General features: G+C 73.2%; 19 protein-coding genes. 12 read left to right on the top strand and 7 right to left on the bottom strand.

Features of this window, described 5'->3' with window-relative positions:
• Window positions 1-23: 23 nt before the first annotated feature.
• From modA to ACFQRI_RS07470, 4 genes are read left to right on the top strand one after another with little or no spacing between them, the layout of a single operon-like run.
• Window positions 24-764, top strand: a complete 741-nt coding sequence (gene modA, locus ACFQRI_RS07455) for a molybdate ABC transporter substrate-binding protein (protein WP_380665912.1) — start codon at window positions 24-26, stop codon at window positions 762-764.
• On the top strand, window positions 764-1,555 hold the full coding sequence (locus ACFQRI_RS07460) for an ABC transporter permease (protein WP_380665914.1): 792 nt from the start codon (window positions 764-766) through the stop codon (window positions 1,553-1,555). Before modA ends, ACFQRI_RS07460 begins: the two co-directional genes overlap by 1 nt.
• Window positions 1,552-2,637: a sulfate/molybdate ABC transporter ATP-binding protein gene (locus ACFQRI_RS07465; RefSeq protein WP_380665916.1), complete on the top strand. Its 1,086-nt coding sequence runs from the start codon at window positions 1,552-1,554 to the stop codon at window positions 2,635-2,637. Before ACFQRI_RS07460 ends, ACFQRI_RS07465 begins: the two co-directional genes overlap by 4 nt.
• A gap of 26 nt (window positions 2,638-2,663) precedes the next feature.
• Complete coding sequence (locus tag ACFQRI_RS07470) at window positions 2,664-3,428, top strand: HAD-IIA family hydrolase (protein ID WP_380666422.1); 765 nt, start codon at window positions 2,664-2,666, stop codon at window positions 3,426-3,428.
• Between the two features lie 31 nt (window positions 3,429-3,459).
• Here the strand turns inward: ACFQRI_RS07470 and ACFQRI_RS07475 are convergent, their stop codons facing one another.
• Window positions 3,460-3,729 (bottom strand): hypothetical protein, encoded by a 270-nt coding sequence (locus ACFQRI_RS07475; RefSeq protein WP_380665918.1) that lies wholly within the window; start codon window positions 3,727-3,729, stop codon window positions 3,460-3,462.
• Between the two features lie 236 nt (window positions 3,730-3,965).
• Here ACFQRI_RS07475 and ACFQRI_RS07480 point away from each other — a divergent pair, with 236 nt between their 5' ends.
• Window positions 3,966-5,588, top strand: coding sequence for an AMP-binding protein (locus ACFQRI_RS07480; protein ID WP_380665919.1), 1,623 nt, complete (start codon window positions 3,966-3,968; stop codon window positions 5,586-5,588).
• 77 nt (window positions 5,589-5,665) lie between these two features.
• Here ACFQRI_RS07480 and ACFQRI_RS07485 read toward each other — a convergent pair whose 3' ends face one another.
• Window positions 5,666-6,628, bottom strand: coding sequence for a R2-like ligand-binding oxidase (locus ACFQRI_RS07485; RefSeq protein ID WP_380665921.1), 963 nt, complete (start codon window positions 6,626-6,628; stop codon window positions 5,666-5,668).
• Between the two features lie 111 nt (window positions 6,629-6,739).
• Here ACFQRI_RS07485 and ACFQRI_RS07490 point away from each other — a divergent pair, with 111 nt between their 5' ends.
• Complete coding sequence (locus ACFQRI_RS07490; RefSeq protein WP_380665923.1) at window positions 6,740-7,354, top strand: HAD family hydrolase; 615 nt, start codon at window positions 6,740-6,742, stop codon at window positions 7,352-7,354.
• A gap of 28 nt (window positions 7,355-7,382) precedes the next feature.
• Here the strand turns inward: ACFQRI_RS07490 and ACFQRI_RS07495 are convergent, their stop codons facing one another.
• Window positions 7,383-7,595, bottom strand: coding sequence for a hypothetical protein (locus ACFQRI_RS07495; RefSeq protein WP_380665925.1), 213 nt, complete (start codon window positions 7,593-7,595; stop codon window positions 7,383-7,385).
• Window positions 7,596-7,830: 235 nt separating this feature from the next.
• Here ACFQRI_RS07495 and ACFQRI_RS07500 point away from each other — a divergent pair, with 235 nt between their 5' ends.
• Entirely contained in the window at window positions 7,831-8,226 is a 396-nt protein-coding gene (locus ACFQRI_RS07500; protein ID WP_380665927.1) for a cold-shock protein, read from the top strand.
• 152 nt (window positions 8,227-8,378) lie between these two features.
• Here the strand turns inward: ACFQRI_RS07500 and ACFQRI_RS07505 are convergent, their stop codons facing one another.
• The 3 genes from ACFQRI_RS07505 to ACFQRI_RS07515 form a co-directional block, all read right to left on the bottom strand.
• On the bottom strand, window positions 8,379-8,855 hold the full coding sequence (locus tag ACFQRI_RS07505; RefSeq protein WP_380665929.1) for a DUF2771 family protein: 477 nt from the start codon (window positions 8,853-8,855) through the stop codon (window positions 8,379-8,381).
• A gap of 10 nt (window positions 8,856-8,865) precedes the next feature.
• Entirely contained in the window at window positions 8,866-10,464 is a 1,599-nt protein-coding gene (locus ACFQRI_RS07510) for an MFS transporter (RefSeq protein ID WP_380665931.1), read from the bottom strand.
• 70 nt (window positions 10,465-10,534) lie between these two features.
• The gene (locus ACFQRI_RS07515; RefSeq protein WP_380665933.1) at window positions 10,535-11,371 is read right to left on the bottom strand and encodes a glutaminyl-peptide cyclotransferase; all 837 of its coding nucleotides are present in this window, start codon (window positions 11,369-11,371) and stop codon (window positions 10,535-10,537) included.
• A 96-nt stretch (window positions 11,372-11,467) separates the two neighbouring features.
• Here ACFQRI_RS07515 and ACFQRI_RS07520 point away from each other — a divergent pair, with 96 nt between their 5' ends.
• From ACFQRI_RS07520 to ACFQRI_RS07530, 3 genes are all read left to right on the top strand, one after another.
• Complete coding sequence (locus tag ACFQRI_RS07520) at window positions 11,468-12,319, top strand: DUF3027 domain-containing protein (RefSeq protein ID WP_380665935.1); 852 nt, start codon at window positions 11,468-11,470, stop codon at window positions 12,317-12,319.
• Complete coding sequence (locus tag ACFQRI_RS07525) at window positions 12,316-15,288, top strand: sacsin N-terminal ATP-binding-like domain-containing protein (protein ID WP_380665937.1); 2,973 nt, start codon at window positions 12,316-12,318, stop codon at window positions 15,286-15,288. The genes ACFQRI_RS07520 and ACFQRI_RS07525 overlap by 4 nt, the downstream gene beginning before the upstream one ends.
• 98 nt (window positions 15,289-15,386) lie before the next feature.
• Window positions 15,387-16,598 (top strand): outer membrane protein assembly factor BamB family protein, encoded by a 1,212-nt coding sequence (locus ACFQRI_RS07530; protein ID WP_380665939.1) that lies wholly within the window; start codon window positions 15,387-15,389, stop codon window positions 16,596-16,598.
• Between the two features lie 50 nt (window positions 16,599-16,648).
• Here the strand turns inward: ACFQRI_RS07530 and ACFQRI_RS07535 are convergent, their stop codons facing one another.
• On the bottom strand, window positions 16,649-16,948 hold the full coding sequence (locus ACFQRI_RS07535; RefSeq protein ID WP_380665941.1) for a DUF2530 domain-containing protein: 300 nt from the start codon (window positions 16,946-16,948) through the stop codon (window positions 16,649-16,651).
• 62 nt (window positions 16,949-17,010) lie between these two features.
• Here ACFQRI_RS07535 and ACFQRI_RS07540 point away from each other — a divergent pair, with 62 nt between their 5' ends.
• Together ACFQRI_RS07540 and ACFQRI_RS07545 are read left to right on the top strand one after the other, a co-directional pair.
• Window positions 17,011-18,477: an NCS2 family permease gene (locus tag ACFQRI_RS07540; protein ID WP_380665943.1), complete on the top strand. Its 1,467-nt coding sequence runs from the start codon at window positions 17,011-17,013 to the stop codon at window positions 18,475-18,477.
• Window positions 18,478-18,729: 252 nt separating this feature from the next.
• The gene (locus ACFQRI_RS07545) at window positions 18,730-19,164 is read left to right on the top strand and encodes a MarR family winged helix-turn-helix transcriptional regulator (RefSeq protein ID WP_380665945.1); all 435 of its coding nucleotides are present in this window, start codon (window positions 18,730-18,732) and stop codon (window positions 19,162-19,164) included.
• Window positions 19,165-19,169 lie beyond the last annotated feature (5 nt).

Consider the following 19,169-nt stretch of genomic DNA (forward strand, 5'->3'; position numbering starts at 1 on the left):
GCTCGCCGGACGGGGGAGGGAACATGAGGCTCAAGGCGATCGCGGGCGCCGCGCTGGCGCTGGTGCTGCTGGCCGGCTGCGGCACGGCCGGGTCGGAGCAGCACCGGACGCTGACCGTGCTGGCCGCGGCCTCGCTGACCGAATCCTTCGACGAGATCGGGCGGAAGTTCCACGCCGAGCACCCCGAGGTCGAGGTCAAGTTCGACTACCAGGGGTCCTCCACGCTGGCCGAGCAGATCAGGCAGGGGCGGCCGGCCGACGTGTTCGCCTCGGCCGACGCGAAGAACGTGGACAAGGTCCGCGACCAGGTCTCGCCGCCGCGGACGTTCGCGACCAACCGGCTGACCATCGCGGTGCCGCGCGGCAACCCCGCGCGCATCACCTCCCTGGCCGACCTGGCGCGCGCGCAGGACGTCGTGGTCTGCGCCCCGCAGGTGCCCTGCGGCTCGGCCGCGCGGGAGGTCGCCGCCGCGGGCGGGGTGCGGCTGCACCCGGCCAGCGAGGAGAACGACGTCAAGTCGGTGCTGCGCAAGGTCGCCGCGGGCGAGGCCGACGCGGGGCTGGTCTACGTCACCGACGCGGTGGCCGCCGGGGGTCGGGTGGAAGCCGTGGACTTCCCGGAGGCCGAGCAGGCCCGCAACACCTACCCGATCGCCTCGATCAACTCCGCCCCGCATCCCGAGCGGGCCCGGGCGTTCGTGGAGTTCGTCCGGGGGCCGGTCGGCAGGCAGGTGCTCGCCGAGCACGGCTTCGGCGTGCCGTGATGCGCCGGGCCCCCTCGCGCGTGCCGGTGGTGCTGTGGGTGCCGGCCGCGATCGCCCTGGCGCTCGTGGTGCTCCCGGTCGCCGGGTTGCTGACCAGGGTCGACCCGGTCGAGCTCCCGGTGCTGCTGCTCAGCCCGGCCGCGCTGGACGCGCTGCGGCTGTCGGTGCTCACCGGGCTGATCTCCACGGCGCTGTCGCTGGTGCTGGGCACGCCGCTGGCCGTGGTGCTGGCCCGCTCCCGGCTGCGCGGCCTGCGGGTGGTCCGGGCGCTGGTGCTGCTACCGCTGGTGCTGCCGCCGGTGGTCGGCGGTCTGGCGCTGCTCTACCTGCTGGGCCGGACCGGGTTGCTCGGCGGCGCGCTGGAGCTGGTCGGGATCCGGCTTCCCTACACCACCGCGGCGGTCGTGCTGGCCCAGACCTTCGTGGCGATGCCGTTCCTGGTCGTCGGCCTGGAGGGCGCGCTGCGCACCGCGGGAGGCCGGTACGAGCAGGTCGCCGCGACCCTCGGCGCCGGTCCGTGGCTGGCGTTCCGGCGGGTGACGCTGCCGCTGCTGCTGCCCGCGCTGGGGTCGAGCCTGGTGCTGACCTTCGCCCGCGCGCTGGGCGAGTTCGGCGCCACGATCACCTTCGCGGGAAGCCTGCAGGGCACCACGCGGACCTTGCCGCTGGCCATCTACACCACGGCGCAGACCGACGTGGACGCGGCGGTGGCGATGTCGCTGCTGCTGGTCGCGGTGGCCCTGCTGGTGATCGTGATCGCCCGCCCCAGGGCGGTGGAGGGACGGCTGTGACGCTCCGGGTGGAGGTGGCGCTGCGGCGCGCGGAGTTCGCGCTGCGCGCCGAGTTCGAGGTCGCCGCGGGCGAGGTGCTGGCGGTGCTCGGCCCCAACGGGGCCGGGAAGTCGACCCTGCTGTCGATCCTGGCGGGCGAGCTGGTGCCGGATCGGGGACGCGTCGAGCTGGACGGCGACACCTGGCTGGACACCGAGCGCGGGATCAACGTGCCGACGCACCGCCGGGGAGTCGGCCTGCTGGCGCAGCAGGCGCTGCTGTTCCCCAACCTGACCGCCGGGGACAACGTCGCCTTCGGCCCGCGCGCGGCGGGCCGCGGCAAGGAGGCCGCGCGCGCGATCGCCGAGCAGTGGCTGTCCGAAGTGGACGCGACGGCGCTGGCCGCCCGGCGCCCGGGGCGGCTCTCCGGGGGCCAGGCCCAGCGGGTCGCGCTGGCCCGCGCGCTGGCCGCCGAGCCGCGGCTGCTGATGCTCGACGAGCCGCTGGCCGCGCTGGACGTGGACGCCGCCCCGGCCGTGCGCGGCCTGCTGCACCAGGTGCTGCGCGGGCAGCGCACCCCGACGGTGCTGGTCACCCACGACGTGCTCGACGCGGTGGTGCTGGCCGACCGGCTGCTGGTGCTGCTCGACGGCGAGATCGTCGAGCAGGGACCCACCCGCGAGGTGCTGGCCCGGCCCAGGGAACCGTTCACCGCGCGCATCGCCGGGCTGAACCTGCTGGCGGGCGAGGCCGTCGAGGACGGCGTCGCGGTCGGCGAGCACCGGATCAGCGGCAGGGCGGTCGAGGAGGTCGTCCCCGGCGAGGCGGCCGCGGCCGTCTTCGCGCCCTCGGCGGTGGCGGTGCACCGCGAGCGCCCGGGCGGCAGCCCGCGCAACGCGCTGCGCGGGCGGGTGAGCGCGCTGGAGCCCCGCGGGGACGTGGTCCGGGTGCGCGGCGTGCTGCCGGACGGCGCGATCGCCGCGGACGTCACCCCAGCCGCCGTCGCCGAGCTGGGCGTGACCTCGAACGACGAGGTGTGGTTCGCGGTCAAGGCCGCAGAGGTAGCAATCCACCCCGTCTCCGGAGGATCATCGGGGGCGTGACTGAGGCATCCAGCTGGACCTACCTGATGGACATGGACGGCGTGCTCGTCCACGAGGAGCACATGGTTCCCGGTGCGGACCGGTTCCTGAGCGCCCTCAAGGACAACGGCATCCCGTTCATGGTCTTCACCAACAACTCGATCTACACCCCGCGCGACCTGCGGGCGCGCTTGCTGCGCAGCGGCCTGGACGTGCCGGAGGAGTCGATCTGGACCTCCGCGCTGGCCACCGCGCAGTTCCTGCAGACCCAGCGCCCTGGCGGCTCGGCCTTCGTGGTCGGCGAGTCCGGCCTGACCACCGCGCTGCACAACATCGGCTACGTGCTCACCGACCGCGAGCCGGACTACGTGATCCTGGGCGAGACCCGCACCTACAGCTTCGAGGCGATCACCAAGGCGATCCGGCTGGTCGAGGGCGGGGCGCGGTTCATCGCCACCAACCCGGACGAGAAGGGGCCCAGCCGCGAGGGCACGCTGCCCGCCACGGGCGCGGTCGCCGCGCTGATCGAGAGGGTCACCGGGCGCGCGCCCTACTACGTGGGCAAGCCGAACCCGCTGATGATGCGCTCGGCGCTGCGCCACCTGGGCAAGCACTCGGAGAACACGCTGATGATCGGCGACCGGATGGACACCGACGTGCGCTCCGGGCTCGAATCGGGGCTGCAGACGATCCTGGTGCTCTCCGGCATCTCGAACGAGGACACCGCGGAGCTCTTCCCGTACCGGCCGACCAAGGTCGTGCGCTCCATCACCGACCTCACCGACAACGTCACCGACCCCTTCAAGACCTGATCGCCCGGCGGTCGTGGGCGCCGGGCCGCGCTCACGACCGGCCGGCCGCGCTCACGTCGTCGACGTCTATCGCGATCGTCACGCCGTTGAGGTCGTCGGCCATGCGTTCGGCGGCGTCGCGCAGCAGCTCCGCGCGGCGGCTCAGGGACCCGGACCAGTGCCGCTGCGAGGCGGCCAGCCGGTCGAACAGGTCTGCCTGCAGGCGGAGTCGCTCGACCTCGGTCCAGTCCGGATCGGTTTCGTGCCGGAACCCGCGTTCGATGGCGGCGGCGACCCGCTCCAGCTCAAGCTCGGTGATCATGGTTGCTTCCCCAATCCGGCGATCGGCGGACAGCAATGAGACCCGTTCGGAGGACTGAGCATACGCGATTCCGGCGATTTTTCACCCGTCTCCGGTTGCATACTTCGAGTCCGAATTGGTCGGACCACGCCATCGCCGCCCGGGGGCGCTCCGGCAGGCACTTTCGGGGGTGGCCGCGGCGCGCCGCACGGGTCAAGATGAGTGGCCCGAGTCACCGCGCATCGGAGGTTGGCAACGTGGATTCCACCGAACCGGTCCGGCCGAGCTACGACTCCGGGATATCCGACGTCCCGCTGCTCGGCGACACCATCGGCGAGAACTTGGACCGCACCGCCGCCCGGTTCCCGGATCGGGACGCGCTGGTGGAGCGCGCCACCGGCCGCCGCTGGAGCTACCGGGAGTTCGCGGGCGCGGTGGACGCGCTGGCCACCGGGTTGCTGGACGCGGGCATCGCCAAGGGCGACCGGGTCGGCATCTGGGCGCCCAACCGCGCCGAGTGGACGGCGGTGCAGTACGCCACCGCCAAGATCGGCGCGATCCTGGTCAACATCAACCCGGCCTACCGCTCGCACGAGCTGGAGTACGTGCTCAACCAGTCGGGCGTCCGGATGCTGGTGTCGGCGAAGTCGTTCAAGAGCTCCGACTACGCCGCGATGATCGAGGAGGTGCGGGGTTCCTGCGCGGGTCTGGAGCAGGTGGTGTTCCTGGACTCGCCGGAGTGGGAGCGGCTGGCCGGCACCCCGGCGGACCGGCAGCAACTCGGCTCGATCGGGCTGTCGGCCGACGACCCGATCAACATCCAGTACACCTCGGGCACCACGGGCTTCCCCAAGGGCGCGACGCTGTCGCACCACAACATCCTGAACAACGGCTTCTTCGTCGGCGAGCTCTGCGGCTACACCGAGGCCGACCGGGTCGCGATCGTGCCGCCCTTCTACCACTGCTTCGGCATGGTCATGGGCAACCTCGCCTGCACCAGCCACGGCTCGGCGATGGTGATCCCCTCGGAGGCCTTCGACCCGGGCACCGCGCTGGAGGCCGTGCAGGCCGAGCGGTGCACCTCGCTCTACGGCGTGCCGACCATGTTCATCGCCGAGCTGGACCACCCGGACTTCGCCTCGTTCGACCTGTCCTCGCTGCGCACCGGCATCATGGCGGGCTCGCCCTGCCCGGTCGAGGTGATGAAGCAGGTCATCGAGCGGATGGGCATGCGGGAGGTGGCGATCTGCTACGGCATGACCGAGACGAGCCCCGTGTCGACCCAGACCCGCGCCGACGACTCGCTGGAGCGCCGCGTGTCCACGGTCGGCCGGGTCGGGCCGCACCTGGAGGTCAAGGTCGTCGACCCCGCCACCGGCCTGACCGTCCCGCGCGGCGAACCGGGGGAGCTGTGCACCCGCGGGTACTCGGTGATGCTCGGGTACTGGGAGCAGCAGGACAAGACCGACGAGGTCATCGACCGCGCCCGCTGGATGCGCACCGGCGACCTCGCGGTGATGGACGACGAGGGGTACGTCTCGATCACCGGACGGATCAAGGACATGGTCATCCGCGGCGGCGAGAACGTCTACCCGCGCGAGATCGAGGAGTTCCTCTACACCCACCCGGACATCGTCGACGCCCAGGTCATCGGGGTCCCGGACGCCAAGTACGGCGAGGAGCTGATGGCGTGGGTCCGGCTGCGCGAGGGCGCCGAGGAGCTCACCGCCGAGGCGCTGCGCGAGTTCTGCACCGGCCGGCTCGCGCACTACAAGATCCCGCGCTACGTGCGCGTGGTGGACGAGTTCCCGATGACGGTCACCGGCAAGGTCCGCAAGGTCGAGATGCGCGAGGAAGCCCGCAAGCTCCTGGGCCTGTAGGGGCTTGAGCCTTCTGATGAAAGAAGTCCGCCGAGCGCTCCTCCGTGCTCGGGGGACTTCTTTCATCAGAGGGCGTGCTACTGCCGGAGCCGGTCCAGCTCGGCGGCGTCCTCCGCGCCGAAGCGCTCCTCCAGGGCCTCCGGCTCGGCGTCGACGTCGATCTTGCTCAGCGGCATGCCCTTCGCGCTGGCGATGGCCCCGAGCCTGCGGGTGGCGCGGTCGGAGGCGTAGCTGGTCAGCTCCTCGACGTCCAGCTCGAAGGGGAGCACCTCCGGTGCGTCCTCGGGACGCCACTGAACCTGGGCGATCGCGTGCGGCAGCAACCGGTTCATCTGGTCCTCGACGACCTCCCAGTTGCGCTCGTCGGCGGCCACGTGGCGGCGGCAGGTGAAGGTCCCCCAGGCCATGTGGCGGCGCTCGTCGTCGCCGATGAGCTTCACGACCTGCTGCATGCCGGGCAGGATGCCGCGGCTGACGCAGATCTTGTGCCAGGCGTAGTAGCCGGTCAGCGCCAGCGTCCCCTCGACCACGTGGTTGTAGGTCACCGAGGCGCGCACCTGGTTCTCCGGGCTCGGGTCGCCGTGCAGGGCGTTGAGCGACTCCGGCAGCGCCCTGTAGAAGATCTCCCGGTAGCCGGGGTTCTCCTCGACCAGCGAGTGCAGGTCCTCGGTGAGCCCCACGGCGTCCATCCACAGCCGGAAGGCCTGGGTGTGCTTGGCCTCCTCGAAGCAGAACTGCGTGAGGTACATCTCGTCGCCGAAGCGGCCCTCGGCGGCCATCGCGGCCAGGAACGGCTGCAGGTCCTCGGTGACCGCTTCCTCGCCGGCGATGAACTGCGCGCACAGCCCGGCCACGCTCTGCTTCTCGTCGTCGGTGAGCGCGTTCCAGTCCTCGGCGTCCTGGCTGAAGTCGATGTCCGCCGGGTTCCAGAACTTCGCGTTGCCCTTGGTGAACAGCCGCAGCGGCAGCGAGTCCCAGTTGAACCCGCGTTCGCGCAGGGAGTGGAAGCCCTCGCGCTGGGCCGGGTGAGTGCTCGTCATCGAGTCTCCAGGTGCGCCGGTGTGAGGAGGATTACCCAGCAATTTTCGGTACCGGTCAGTTCCGCGTCAACTGCGAGGGGCGTTCCGGCTCACCCGTAGGGTGGAAACGTGGTGGCAGAGCGCAGTACCCCGGCAATCGGTTTCGACCTGGACATGACCCTGATCGACGCGCGGCCCGGGATGCTGCGCGCCATGGAGGCGGTCAACGCCGAGTTCGGCACCGAGGTCGACGCGGCCCACTTCGCGGCGAACCTCGGTCCGCCGCTGGAGGACGTGCTGCGCCGCTACGGCTACGACGAGCCGCAGGTCGAGCGGATGGTCACCCACTTCCGCGCGATCTACCCGACGGTGGTGATCGAGGAGACCGCCGCGCTGCCGGGCGCGGCCGAGTCCCTCGATGCGGTGCGCGCCGCGGGCGCCCGCGCGCTGGTGATCACCGGCAAGTACGAGCCGAACGCCGCGCTGCACCTCAAAGCGCTGGGCTGGGAGGTCGACCGGCTGGCGGGCGGGGTGTTCGCCGAGGGCAAGGGCGAGGTGCTGCGCGCCGAGGGCGCCACGATCTACGTCGGCGACCACCGCGGCGACATCGCCGGGGCCAAGGCGGCCGGGGCGGTCGCGGTCGGGGTGGCCACCGGGCCCTACGACGCGGAGCAGCTGCGCGAGCTCGGCGCCGACGTGGTGCTCGGCTCGCTGACCGAGTTCCCCGCCTGGCTGGCGAACGCCTAGCCCGGGGAGAGCAGCGCGGTTCCGCGCGCTAGCCGCGGTCGCGGCGGGCCCTGGCGATCGAGGCCAGCACGCCGAAGATCAGCCCGGCCGGGCACAGCAGCGCCGCGATGTTGAGCCACGCCGGCAGGTTCGAGCGGCCGGTGGCGAACAGCGCGAAGATCGCGATGATGGCGAGCAGGCCGATGCCGAACAGCGTCAGCGAGATCGGCAGCAGCGCCGATCGACGTGGGGTGTCTGCCATGCCGAGCAGCGTATTCACCCGCGCGCGAGCGGGGGCGGCGGGTCTTGGTCGATAAGGATGAGTGATTTCTCCGGTCCACGCGGTACGCTTGGTCGTGACGCGTCCCGGCGCGCGCAACCTGCGTGGCGTTCCCGGGGCGCTTTCGTCGTGACGGGCCTGTTCCCGCCGCGATGTGCCATGGCAGGGAACAGGCCCGGCGACGGGTCAGCGCATTCGACAGGGAACGGTGAGGACAGTGCCGACCGGCAGGGTCAAGTGGTTCGACTCGGACAAGGGCTTCGGCTTCCTGACCCAGGATGGTGGTGAGGACGTCTACGTGCGCGCCTCCGCGCTGCCTTCCGGCGTGGATGCGCTCAAGACCGGGCAGCGCGTCGACTTCGACATGGCGCAGGGCCGTCGCGGGCCGCAGGCGCTGAAGGTGAAGTTACTGGACCCGCCGCCCTCGGTCACCGAGGCGCGCCGTCGCCCGGCCGACGAGCTGCACGGCATGGTCGACGACATGATCAAGCTGCTCGAGGCCAAGGTCCAGCCCGACCTTCGCCACGGCAAGTACCCGGACCGCAAGACCGCCAAGAAGATCGGCGAGGTCGTCCGCGCGGTCGCCCGCGAGCTCGACCCGGGCGGGAACTGAGCGGAACCGCCGAACGCCGGGCGCCCGGAGCGCCCGGCGTTCCGCTCTCGAGTTCCGCGGAGCGCGCGACCTCGCCGCGGGCGGCTGCACGAGGAGGGGCGCCCGGGGAGCCGGTCAGGTGCCGCCGCAAGGGCGGCCCGGTGCTCGGTGCGTCACTGGTGGACGTCGAGGACCCAGCTGCCGCCGATGCCGAACTGGACGCCGCCGTCGGGTCCGGCGGTGAGCAGGGCGGAGAACTGCTGGACCTCAACGTGCTCGATGCGCGCGGCGTCCGGTGGCAGGTGCAGCGTGTAGGCGTGCCGGGTGCCCGGGGCGAAGACCGCGCTGCGGCTCTCCACCTCCTGCCCGGCGACGTCGCGGTAGACGAAGGCGACCTGCCACGGTGCCGAGGCCACCTCGCTGGGCACCGAGATCTGCAGCGGATCGCGCCCGGTCATGCGCAGCTCACCGGCCGGGTCGGCGGGCGGCTTCGAGCAGTTCTCCCCGGTCGGGTCGCAGTACTGGGCGGGCGCCACCTCCACCGAGTTCCCGTGGGAGTAGAAGGTGACCTGCGGGTCGCTGGGCGCTCCGCACCCGGCGGCGAACGCGACGGCGGCCACCGCCAGCAGCGGCTTCAGTCCTCGATGCACGCCGTTGAGCCTACGACCCGGCGTGCGAGCGGGCGCTGGCCGGTGCGCGGCGCGGCAGCGAGGGCAGCAGGCCGGACCCCCGCCCGCGCAGCACCGTCTGCAGCAGCACGAGCGCCAGCAGCGCCGCGACCACGGTGAAACCGATCCAGTACACCGGCGGCAGCAGCACGCCCAGCGCGCCGCCGAACACCCAGCTCAGCTGCAGCACGGTCTCGGAGCGGCCGAACGCCGAGGCGCGGGACTCCTCGGGCATGTCGTGCTGGACCACCGCGTCCAGGCAGACCTTGGCCAGCGCGCTGGCGGTCGCGCCGACCAGGCCGAGGGCCACCGCCAGCGGCAGCCCGGCCAGCACGGCCGCGCAGACCACCACGGCCAGCACCGCGCTCAGGCAGGCGATGATCGTGCGGTCCGGCTTGTCGAACCGCATCCGCGACCCGATGGCGTTGCCCAGGAAGCTGCCGGCACCGGCCGCGCCGCCGACCATGCCCAGCAGCACCAGCTGCATCTGCGGTTCGTGCTGGGTGTTGTGCTTGATCACGAAGGCGGCGAACAGGGTGAGGAAACCCGTCAGCACCCGGACCCCGCCGTTGCCCCACAGCGCCACCACGACGTGCCCGCTCAGCGGGACCTTGCGCGACTGCCGCGGCTGCGGGTTCAGCGAGGTGCGCAGCTCGCCCTCGGTGCTCTCCACCCAGCCCGGGATGCGCAGGCACAGCCAGATCCCACCCGCGGCGAGCGCGGCCATGAACCACAGCGCGCCCTCCGAACCGGCCAGCCAGGCGACTCCGGAGGCGATCCCGCCGAGCACCCCGCCCGCGGCCAGGCCGAAGACGGTCAGCCGGGAGTTCGCCTTGGTCAGGGTGATCTGGTCGGGCAGCACCCGCGGGGTCATCGCCGAGCGCAGCACGGTGAAGGACTTGGACAGCACCATGCAGCCCAGCGCCGCGGGGTAGAGCAGCCAGCTGTCGAAGTTCAGCGCCATCACGACCGCCAGCACCACGCGCACGCCGAAGGAAGCGGCCAGGGCGGCCCGGCGGCCCTGCTGCAGCCGGTCCAGCGCGGGGCCGATGACCGGTGCGATGACCGCGAACGGGGCCATCGTGATCAGCAGGTAGAGCGCGACCTTGTCCCGGCTCTCGGCGGTGGCCGCGGAGAAGAACAGGGTGTTGGCCAGCGCGACCGCCATCGCCGCGTCCACCGCGTAGTTGCCCATCACCGCGTAGGTGAACTTGGCCAGCCCGGAGCGGTCGGCGCCGTCGGCGTGCGCGAGCGAGAAGAACATCCGCATCGCGCGCTGGGTCAGGTCCTTGCTGCGCCAGCCCACCACGCGGGTGACGGTGATCTTCTTCGGGCCGCGCGGCCCCTCCGGCTCGGGCTCCGGTTCCGGTTCCGGCTCCTCCTGCCCGGGGTGGTCTTCGGGCAGCGGGGGCAGCGGACCGGTGCGCCCGTCGTAGTCGGGGTCCTCCTGCCAGGGGTAGCGGCGCTGCTCATCGCGCGGGGCGTCGAACCGCTGCGCCGAGCGGCGAGCGCCGCCGTCGTAGGCACCTCGTCTGCCGCGCTGACCGGCGCCCCAGCCAGGCCGCCCCGGCGGACCCCCGCTCTTCCCCATGGCTCCCATCCTGCCTCAGGCGCGGACCGCGCCCCCGCTCGACTCGGCCCCGTCCACCCGCGCGGGCGGTTCACGCCGGGACGAAGCGGACGCGGAAGGTCGTCGGCCAGTTCTTCCCGGTCAGCAGGAACTCGTTGGTGCCGGGGACGGCCGCGATGCCGTTGAGGACCCCGGCGCGCGCGGCCTGATCCGGGGGCAGCAGGCCGGAGGCGTCGACCACCGCGGTCACCCGGCCGTCGGAGGGGTCGATCCGCACGATCTGATCGCGGTGCCAGATGTTGGCCCACACCGCGCCGCCCGAGCAGTCCAGCTCGTTGAGCTCGCGCACCGGGCTGCCGTCCAGCGCCACCCGCACCGAGCCCGCGGGTTCGAACGACCTCGGGTCGCGGAAGGTCAGCCGGTCGCTGCCGTCGCTCATCACCAGGCGGGAGCCGTCGTGGCACAGCCCCCAGCCCTCGCCGTCGTAGCGCACGCGGCGCAGCTCGCGCAGGGTTCGCCGGTCGCGTTCGAACGCAACCCCTTCCTGCCAGGTGAGCTGCCAGATACGGTCACTCGTGACGGTGACCCCCTCGCCGAAGAACTCCGCGGGCAGCGGTTCCTCGGCCAGCACCGATCCGCTGGCCAGGTCCGTCGCGCGCAGCAGCGACGAGCCGCGCAGCCCGGTGCCTTCGTAGAGGGTCCCGTCGGCGATTTCGAGGCCCTGAGTGAACGAGGAGCGGTCGTGCGGGAGCGTGTTGATCACCTCGGCTCGCAGGTGTGGCACGCTTCCCGAGTGCCCCAAGCTCTGATCGGTCTGCTCGCGGTCGTCCTGGCCGTCGCGCTGCGCTGGTACCTGCGGCGCGCACGCGACACCGAGGCCGAGGACGAGCAGTGCGCACAGGACGGTTCCGGTTCGGGCAACTCGCACCCCGAAAGCCTGACACGCAGCGCCGCGCAGGCACAGCCGCGTGCGGCCGCGACCCCGTACGGCACAATCGGACGTGTGACGCCTATGCCTGCTCCGATGACCAGCCCAGGCGCGGACGCCCGGTACGACGATGCCGGGAAGCCTGCCGCCGAGCCGTTGAACCCGGAGCTCGCCGCGGCGGAGGACGTCGCGCGAGCTGCGGCGGAGGACGAGACGCGACCCGGTGCCGACCCGATCGGCTCCCCGGTGCTGTCCGTCGGCGCCGCCTCGCCGGAGGCGGTGGGTGCGCACGTCGGGGTCGAGCCCGAGGGGCCGAACGCCGTCACGCACTACTTCGAGTCGAACTACCCCGGCTACGTCGGCTGGCGCTGGGCGGTCACCGTCGCCGGCGTCGGACCGGGCGAGCCGGTGACCGTCAGCGAGGTCGTCCTGGTCCCGGGGCCTTCGGCGCTGACCGCGCCCGACTGGGTGCCGTGGCGCGACCGGGTCCGCCCCGGTGATCTGGGCGCCGGCGACCTGCTGCCGACCAGCCCGGAGGACCACCGGCTGGCCCCCGGCCACCTGGCCGTCGACGACCCGGGCATCGGCGACCTCGCCGAGGAGGTCGGCTTCGGCCGCAAGCGGGTGCTCAGCTTCGAGGGCCGCAACGAGGCCGCCGACCGCTGGAACTCCGGCGAGTTCGGGCCGGACTCCGAGACCGCGCGGCTGGCCCCGGGGGCCTGCGGCACGTGCGGTTTCTTCGTGAAGCTGGCCGGTTCGATGGGCAGCGCTTTCGGCGTGTGCGCCAACGAGCTCGCGCCCGCCGACGGCCGGGTGGTCAGCGTCGAGTTCGGCTGCGGCGCGCACTCCGAGGTCGAGGTGGACGTGTCCTCGACGGTGCCGGTGGCCGAGATCGTCTACGACGACACCACCCTGGACTTCGAGCCGCGCACCTCGGGGCGCGGGTGAGCGAGCCGGACCACTTCGGCGCGGCCGCGTTGCGGGACGCGGTGCTGCGGTCCTGGGAGGCCTCGCCGACGCGGTTCCGGGAGGACGCCAACGCCGAGGAGGACCTGCGGCTCGGCGGTTACCGGGATCGGCTGCTGGTCGAGCTCGCGCAGAACGCCGCCGACGCCGCGGACGGCGACGGGTCGCTGCGCGTCGAGCTGGCCGGGCGCGAGCTGCGGGTGGCCAACACCGGTGCGCCGCTGACCTCCGACGGCGTGGCCGCGCTGGCCTCGCTGCGGGCCTCGGCCAAGCGCGAGGGCGCCACGGTCGGCCGCTTCGGCGTCGGCTTCGCCGCCGTGTTGGCGGTCTCCGACGCCCCGCGGGTGCTGTCGACCTCCGGCGGGGTGGAGTTCTCCGCCGAGCGCACCCGCGACGAGGTCGCCGACCTGCCCGGCCCGGCCGAGGAGATGCGCCGCCGCGAGGGAGCGGTGCCGGTGCTGCGGCTGCCGTGGGAGACCGCCGAGCGGCCGCCCGAGGGCTTCGCCACCGAGGTCCGGCTGCCGCTGCGCGACGAGGTGGACTCCGACGCGCTGCTGGCCGCTTGCGCCGAGCAGGCCGCGGACCTGCTGCTGGCGCTGCCTTCGCTGAGCGAGATCCGGGTCGCCGGGCAGACCTGGACGCGCACCGACGAGACCGGCGACCGGGTGCTGGTCTCCGGTCCCGCGCGCAGCGACCGCTGGTTGGTGCACCGCGCCTCCGGCGAGCTGAGCCCGGCGGTGCTCGACGGGCTGGGCCCCGAGGCGGGCGCGCACTGGCGCATCGCCTGGGCCGTGCCGGTCGACGCCGACGGCGTGCCGCGACCGCTGACCGAGGACGTGCTGCACACGCCCACCCCGACCGAGGAGCGGCTCTCGCTGCCCGCGCGACTGCTGGCCGACGTGCCCGTGGAGGCCGACCGGCGGCGGGTCGCCGCCTCGCCGGCCACCGACGCCGTGCTGACCTTCGCCGCGGAGCACTACCCGGCCCTGGTCGACAAGCTGCCGCCCGAGCACCGCACCGCGCTGGTCCCGCTCCCCGGGTTCCCGCTGTCCGATGTGGACGACAAGCTGCGGCAGGGCGCGGGCGACCGGCTGCGGGTGGTGCCCTGGTTGCCGGGAGCGGGGGAGGAGCACGTCGCGCCGGTGGAGGCGCGCGTGCTCGACCACGTCTCGACCGAGCTCGTCGAGCTGCTGCGCGAGGTCGTCCCCGGCCTGCTGAGCGCGGAGCTGGCCGACGCCGGCCACCGCCGCGCGCTGCAGGCGCTGGAGGTGCGGCGGGTCGGGGCGGCCGAGCTGGTCGAGGCGGTCACCGGGCTGCGCCGCGAGCCGGGATGGTGGTACCGGCTCTACGGCGCGCTCGCGCCGATCGCCGAGACCGACCCGGTGGCTCGCGAGGAGTTCGCCGCGCTGCCGGTCCCGCTGGCCGACGGGCGGACCGTGAGCGGCGTGCGCGACGTGCTGCTCGGCAGCGCGGAGACCGGTCCGGACCCGGCCGCGCTGCTGTCCACCTTGGACATCTCGGGCTTGCGCATCGCGCACCCGGAGGCGACCCACCCGCTGCTGGGCAGGCTCGGCGCGCACTTCGCCGGGCCCGCCGAGCTGCTCGACGCCCCGGCCCTGGCCGAGGCCGTGCGCAGCAGCGTCGCCGACGCGCTGGCCGGTTTCGAGGTGCGCCCGCTGGCCGAGGCGGTGCTGCGGCTGGTCGCCGAGACCGGGCCCCGCGACTGGCTCGGCGCGCTCGCGCTGCCGACCGCCGACGGGGACCTCCGCCGCGCCGACGAGCTGCTGCTGCCAGAGGCCGCCCTGCTGGAGGTGCTCGACCCCGACCAGCTCGGCGAGGACGGGCCGCTGTCCACCTTGGACGAGGACTTCGCCGCGGATTGGCCGGACGACCTGCTGCTGTCGGCGGGGGTGCTGGACGGCTTCGCGGTGCACGTCGAGGAGGAACCGGTCGAACCCGACCCGGACTTCGGCGATTCCGCGCGCTGGTGGGCCGAGCAGCAGGCGGAGCGGCCCGAGGAGTGGCCGCCCGCGCGCTTCGCGGCCGTGCGCGACCTGGACCTGGTCGCCGACGACGCCTGGCCCGCCGCGCTGCGGCTGCTGGTGAGCCAGCCCGAGACGCTGCGGGAGCTGCGCGAACCGGACAACTACTCGCGCTGGTGGATCTCGCGCTACGCCTTGCTCGCGGGCCGCCCGCCCCGGTACTGGCGGATGCCCGAGGCCGAGGACCTCGCCGGGCTGCACGACCCGGTCCCGGACCTCGGGGTCGAACCGGAGGCGCTGCGGCTGGCCGGGGTGCGCGCCGAGCTGCGCGTCGACGGCGGGGAGGACGCCGCCGATCTGCTGCGCAGGTTGGGCGATCCGCAGCGCCAGGTGCGCGCGGGCACCGCGCTGCGCGCCCACCGGGCGCTCTCCGAGGCGGTCGCGGCCGGGACCGCGGATCCGTCCGAACTGGACCCGCCGGAGCAGGTGCGCTCGATCTCCGGCGCGGTGGTCAGCACCGAGCGGGCGGTGGTGCTCGACGAGCCGTGGATGCTCTCGGTCCTCGACGCCCCGCTGGTGGTGGCGGGCGGCAGCCCGGAGCGGTTCGACGCCGAGGCGCTGGCCGAACTCCTCGACCTTCCGCTGGCCTCGGAGGAGAACAGCATGCGCGTCGAGGGCACCGGCCGCGCCCAGCGCTGGGCGGAGGTCGCCCGCGTGCCCGGGGCCTGCGAGCTGCTGGGCATCGCGGTCCCCGACGGCGCGGTCCTGCTGCACGACAAGCTGGTCGTGCGGACCCCGGAGGCGCAGCGGCAGGTGCACTGGTGGGTCACCTCGGGCGGCGAGGTGCACGCCGAACGCGCGCCCGACGGCCTCGCCCGCGCCCTGGCCTGGGCGGCCGGGCGCTGGAGCGAGCGCTTCGCGCTCCCCGCGCTGCTGGCCGATCCGGAAGCCGCGACGCTGCTGCGCTGACTGCTCTATCCGGATGAAGGCGATCCATTGCCTTCACCCGCTGGAGTGAGGAACGGCATCATCCGTGCCCGGGGATTCGGACTTCGGGAGCTCTCTGGATGTCGCGCAAGTGGTGGGCGGTGCTGCTCGCAGCGGTCGTGCTGCTGTCCGCGGCGGTCACCACGGGCGCGCACCTCGCCGGCTGGCCCGCCGCGGGCGACGCCCCGCGACCGGCGACCGAGCTGTGGAGCAGCGCGGGCGACCAGGAGGAACCGCTGGGCAGCTGGTTCTCCAGCGGCTCGCTGGTGGTGGCGCGGCGCAGCTCGCTGACCGGCTACCGCGCGACCGACGGCGGGACCGCCTGGCGCGCCACCGGCCGATCGCTGGCCGGCGATCCGCGCGCCGACGCGCTGTGCGGGATGAGCGGCGGCGCCCGCGACGGGCTCGGCGTGGTCGCCTACGGCACGAGCACCAGCGATCTGGCGGTCGACTGCACCGGCGTCGCGCTGGTGGACCTGCGCACCGGGGAGCCGATCTGGCGGCACCGGCTGCCCACCGCTCCGGGGCGCGGCGCGCGCGCCGAGTTCGTCGGTGACCTGGTGCTGCTGAGCTGGGACGATCACGTGATGGCGGTGCGCGCGGCCGACGGCGGCGAGGTCTGGCGGGGCTCGGCCGAGCCGGGCTGCCACCTCTCCGGACCGGCCCTGGGGCCCGCGGTGGTGCTCCCGCAGCGCTGCCCCGGCGGCTCGCGCCTCGTGCTGCGCGACGCCGCCGACGGCGCCCGCATCGCCGACCGCGCGCTGGGCTCCGCGCCGATGCCGCAGGCGATCTCCGCCGATCCGCCGGTGGTCAACACCGACACCACCGAGCCGGACCGGCTGCTGCTCTTCGCCCGGGACGGGTCGGCCACCGGAATCCTCGACCTCGACTACACCGGGCTCGACGTGCTGCCGAAGAACGCGCCTCGGCCGGGTTTCCCGCGCCGGTACCCGTTCGCCGTCGTCGGCGGGCGCCTGATCGGCACGGCGGGCGAGGGGCGGAGCATCACCTCGGTCGACCTCCGCAGCGGGCGGCTCGGGCCGGTCGAACCGGGCGACGGGGTGGGCACCGCGCCCGTCGCCGTCACCGGCGGGGACGTGGTCTTCGCCGGACCGGGCGAGGCGGGCGTCTTCACCTGGTCGCCGGGCCAGCGAGCGCGCCGGCCTCGGCTGGGGTCGATCGCCCGCCTGAACCCGGTGGGCGACGACCTGCACCTCGACGGGAGCGCGCTCTACGGCGTGAGCTCGGAATCGCCCCAGCTCTACGCGGTGCGCCGGGGAACGCGCCCGTAGCCGCTCAGCGCCCGCTACCCGCATCGCCGGGCGAGTCCATCAGCAGAAGGTCAGCTGTCCAGCCCGGAGAGGCCCTGCCAGGAGCCGCGGCTGCCCCGGCGGGCGGCGTTGCGCTGCCAGCGGAAGACGCCGTAGCCGATGACGCCGAGCGCGGCCCCGGCCGCGCTGGTCCAGAAGTGGATGTCGAAGCTGCCGTCGGCGGCGTCGCGCCAGCCGAAGAACACCGCGGCGGCGAACCACAGCGCCGTGCCGATCAGCACGACCGGCGTCGGGCCGGCGAGCTTGCGCGGGAGCCCGGGAACCGGTCGGTGGGCCGCGCCCGAGGGGGTGCTTTCGCCGTCTTGTGCCACGTCAGGCAGGCTACCCGCGGTAACAACGGCCCGCGCGCAGGCCACCTGAGTTGGAAAGTCACATGGTGGAGACAACCGAACGCACTACGTCATTACTCGACCGCTATTTCAAGATCGCCGAACGCGGGTCGAGCATCAGCCGGGAGGTCCGCGGTGGCCTGGTCACGTTCGTCACAGTGGCCTACATCATCGTCCTGAACCCGCTCATCCTCGGCAGCCACTCCGCCACCGATGCCGGCGCCAAGCGCGACGTGCTGGGCAACATCCTGCCGATCCCGCAGGTCGCCGCGGCCACCGCGCTGGTCGCCGGGGTGATGACCATCCTGTTCGGCCTGATCGCCAACTACCCGTTCGCGATCGCCACCGGCCTGGGCATCAACACCCTGCTCGCGGTGACCATCGCGCCGCAGGTCACCTGGCCCGAGGCGATGGGCCTGGTCGTCGTCGACGGCCTGGTGATCCTGGTTCTGGTGGCCACCGGTTTCCGCACCGCGGTGTTCAACGCGGTGCCTCCCGCGCTCAAGGCCGCGATCGCGGTGGGGATCGGCCTGTTCATCTCGTTCGTCGGCCTGGTCGACTCCGGGTTCGTGCGTCGGCTGCCGGACGCCGCCGACACCACCGTCCCGGTCGGCCTGGGCATCGACGGCTCCATCGCCTCCTGGCCGACCGCGGTGTTCGTCTTCGGCCTGGTGCTGACCTCGATCATGGTCGCGCGCAACGTGCGCGGCGGGATCCTGATCAGCGTCGTGGTCACCACCGTGCTGTCGATCGTGGTCGAGTCGGTCTTCCACGCCGGTTCCTCCAGCGAGACCGGTGAGACCGGCTGGAACCTGGGCTACCCGGCGATGCCGGACACCATCGCCGGGTTGCCGGACCTCTCGCTGGTCGGCGACATCTCCTTCGGCGCGTTCACCCGGCTGCCCGCGCTGGCCGCCGCGATGCTGGTGTTCACCCTGGTGCTGGCCAACTTCTTCGACGCCATGGGCACCATGACCGGACTGGGCAAGGAGGCCGGTCTGGCCGACCGGGACGGCAACCTGCCGGGCATCGGCAAGGCGCTGGCGGTCGAGGGCCTCGGCGCGGTCGCCGGTGGCGCGGGTTCGGCCAGCTCGAACACCGTGTTCGTCGAGTCGGCCTCGGGCATCGCCGAGGGCGCGCGCACCGGCCTGGCCAACGTGGTCACCGGCGCGCTGTTCCTGGCCGCCATGTTCCTGACCCCGCTCTACCAGGTCGTCCCGGTCGAGGCGGCGGCTCCGGCGCTGGTCGTGGTCGGCGCGATGATGCTGGGCCAGATCCGCCAGATCGACCTCGGCGACTTCACCGTCGCGCTGCCGGCCTTCCTGACCATCGTGGTCATGCCGTTCACCTACTCGATCGCCAACGGCATCGGTGCCGGGTTCGTCAGCTACGTGCTGCTGCACGCCTTCAGCGGCAAGGCCCGCTCGGTCCACCCGCTGATGTGGGTCGTCTCGGCGGCGTTCGTGCTCTACTTCGCCTCCGGGCCGCTGAGCGCCGCCCTCGGCGTCTGAGCTCCGCGCGAGAAGCCCCCGCGAGCACCGCGCTCGCGGGGGCTTCTCGCGCGAGAAAGCCCCGTCTACCGGAACGGTCACCACCGGTTCGGGGGATTTCCTTCGTTTCCCGGTCCCGCTACCGGGTTCCGCGGCATCTTCTTGGTCGCGAATGCGGTGCGGTGGGCGATTCGGTCGCTAGGGTGGACGGCCAGCCGGCCCCGTGGCTCGGTTTGTCCGGATTCCCCCGATATAGTTTGGTAGACTAACGACGTGTCCGATATCGCGGAGCGCGAGCGCACCCTGTCGAGCCGGCTGCGGCTCGCGGTCGTTCGCCTGAACCGACGGTTGCGTGCGCAGCGCGCCGACTCGCGCATCACGCTGTCCCAGTTGTCGGCGATGTCGTGCCTGCACAAGGCCGGATCGATGACCCCGGGCGAACTCGCCGCCAAGGAGGGCGTCCAGCCGCCCTCGATGACCAGGGTCATCGCGGCCCTGGAGGAGAACGGCCTGGTGGCCCGGCGGGCGCACCCCACCGACGGCAGGCAGGCCATCGTCGAGCTCACCGCTGCGGGCACCGAGCGCATCGAGGAGGAGGTGTCCATCCGCGAGCGCTGGCTCGACGAGCACCTCGCGGAGCTGGACCCTGAAGAGCGCGCGGTGCTCTCCCGCGCGTCCGAGATCATCGACCGATTGGCGAGCCGATGATCGCC

The organism is Saccharopolyspora griseoalba (assembly GCF_042665275.1).
Lineage (GTDB): Bacteria > Actinomycetota > Actinomycetes > Mycobacteriales > Pseudonocardiaceae > Saccharopolyspora > Saccharopolyspora griseoalba.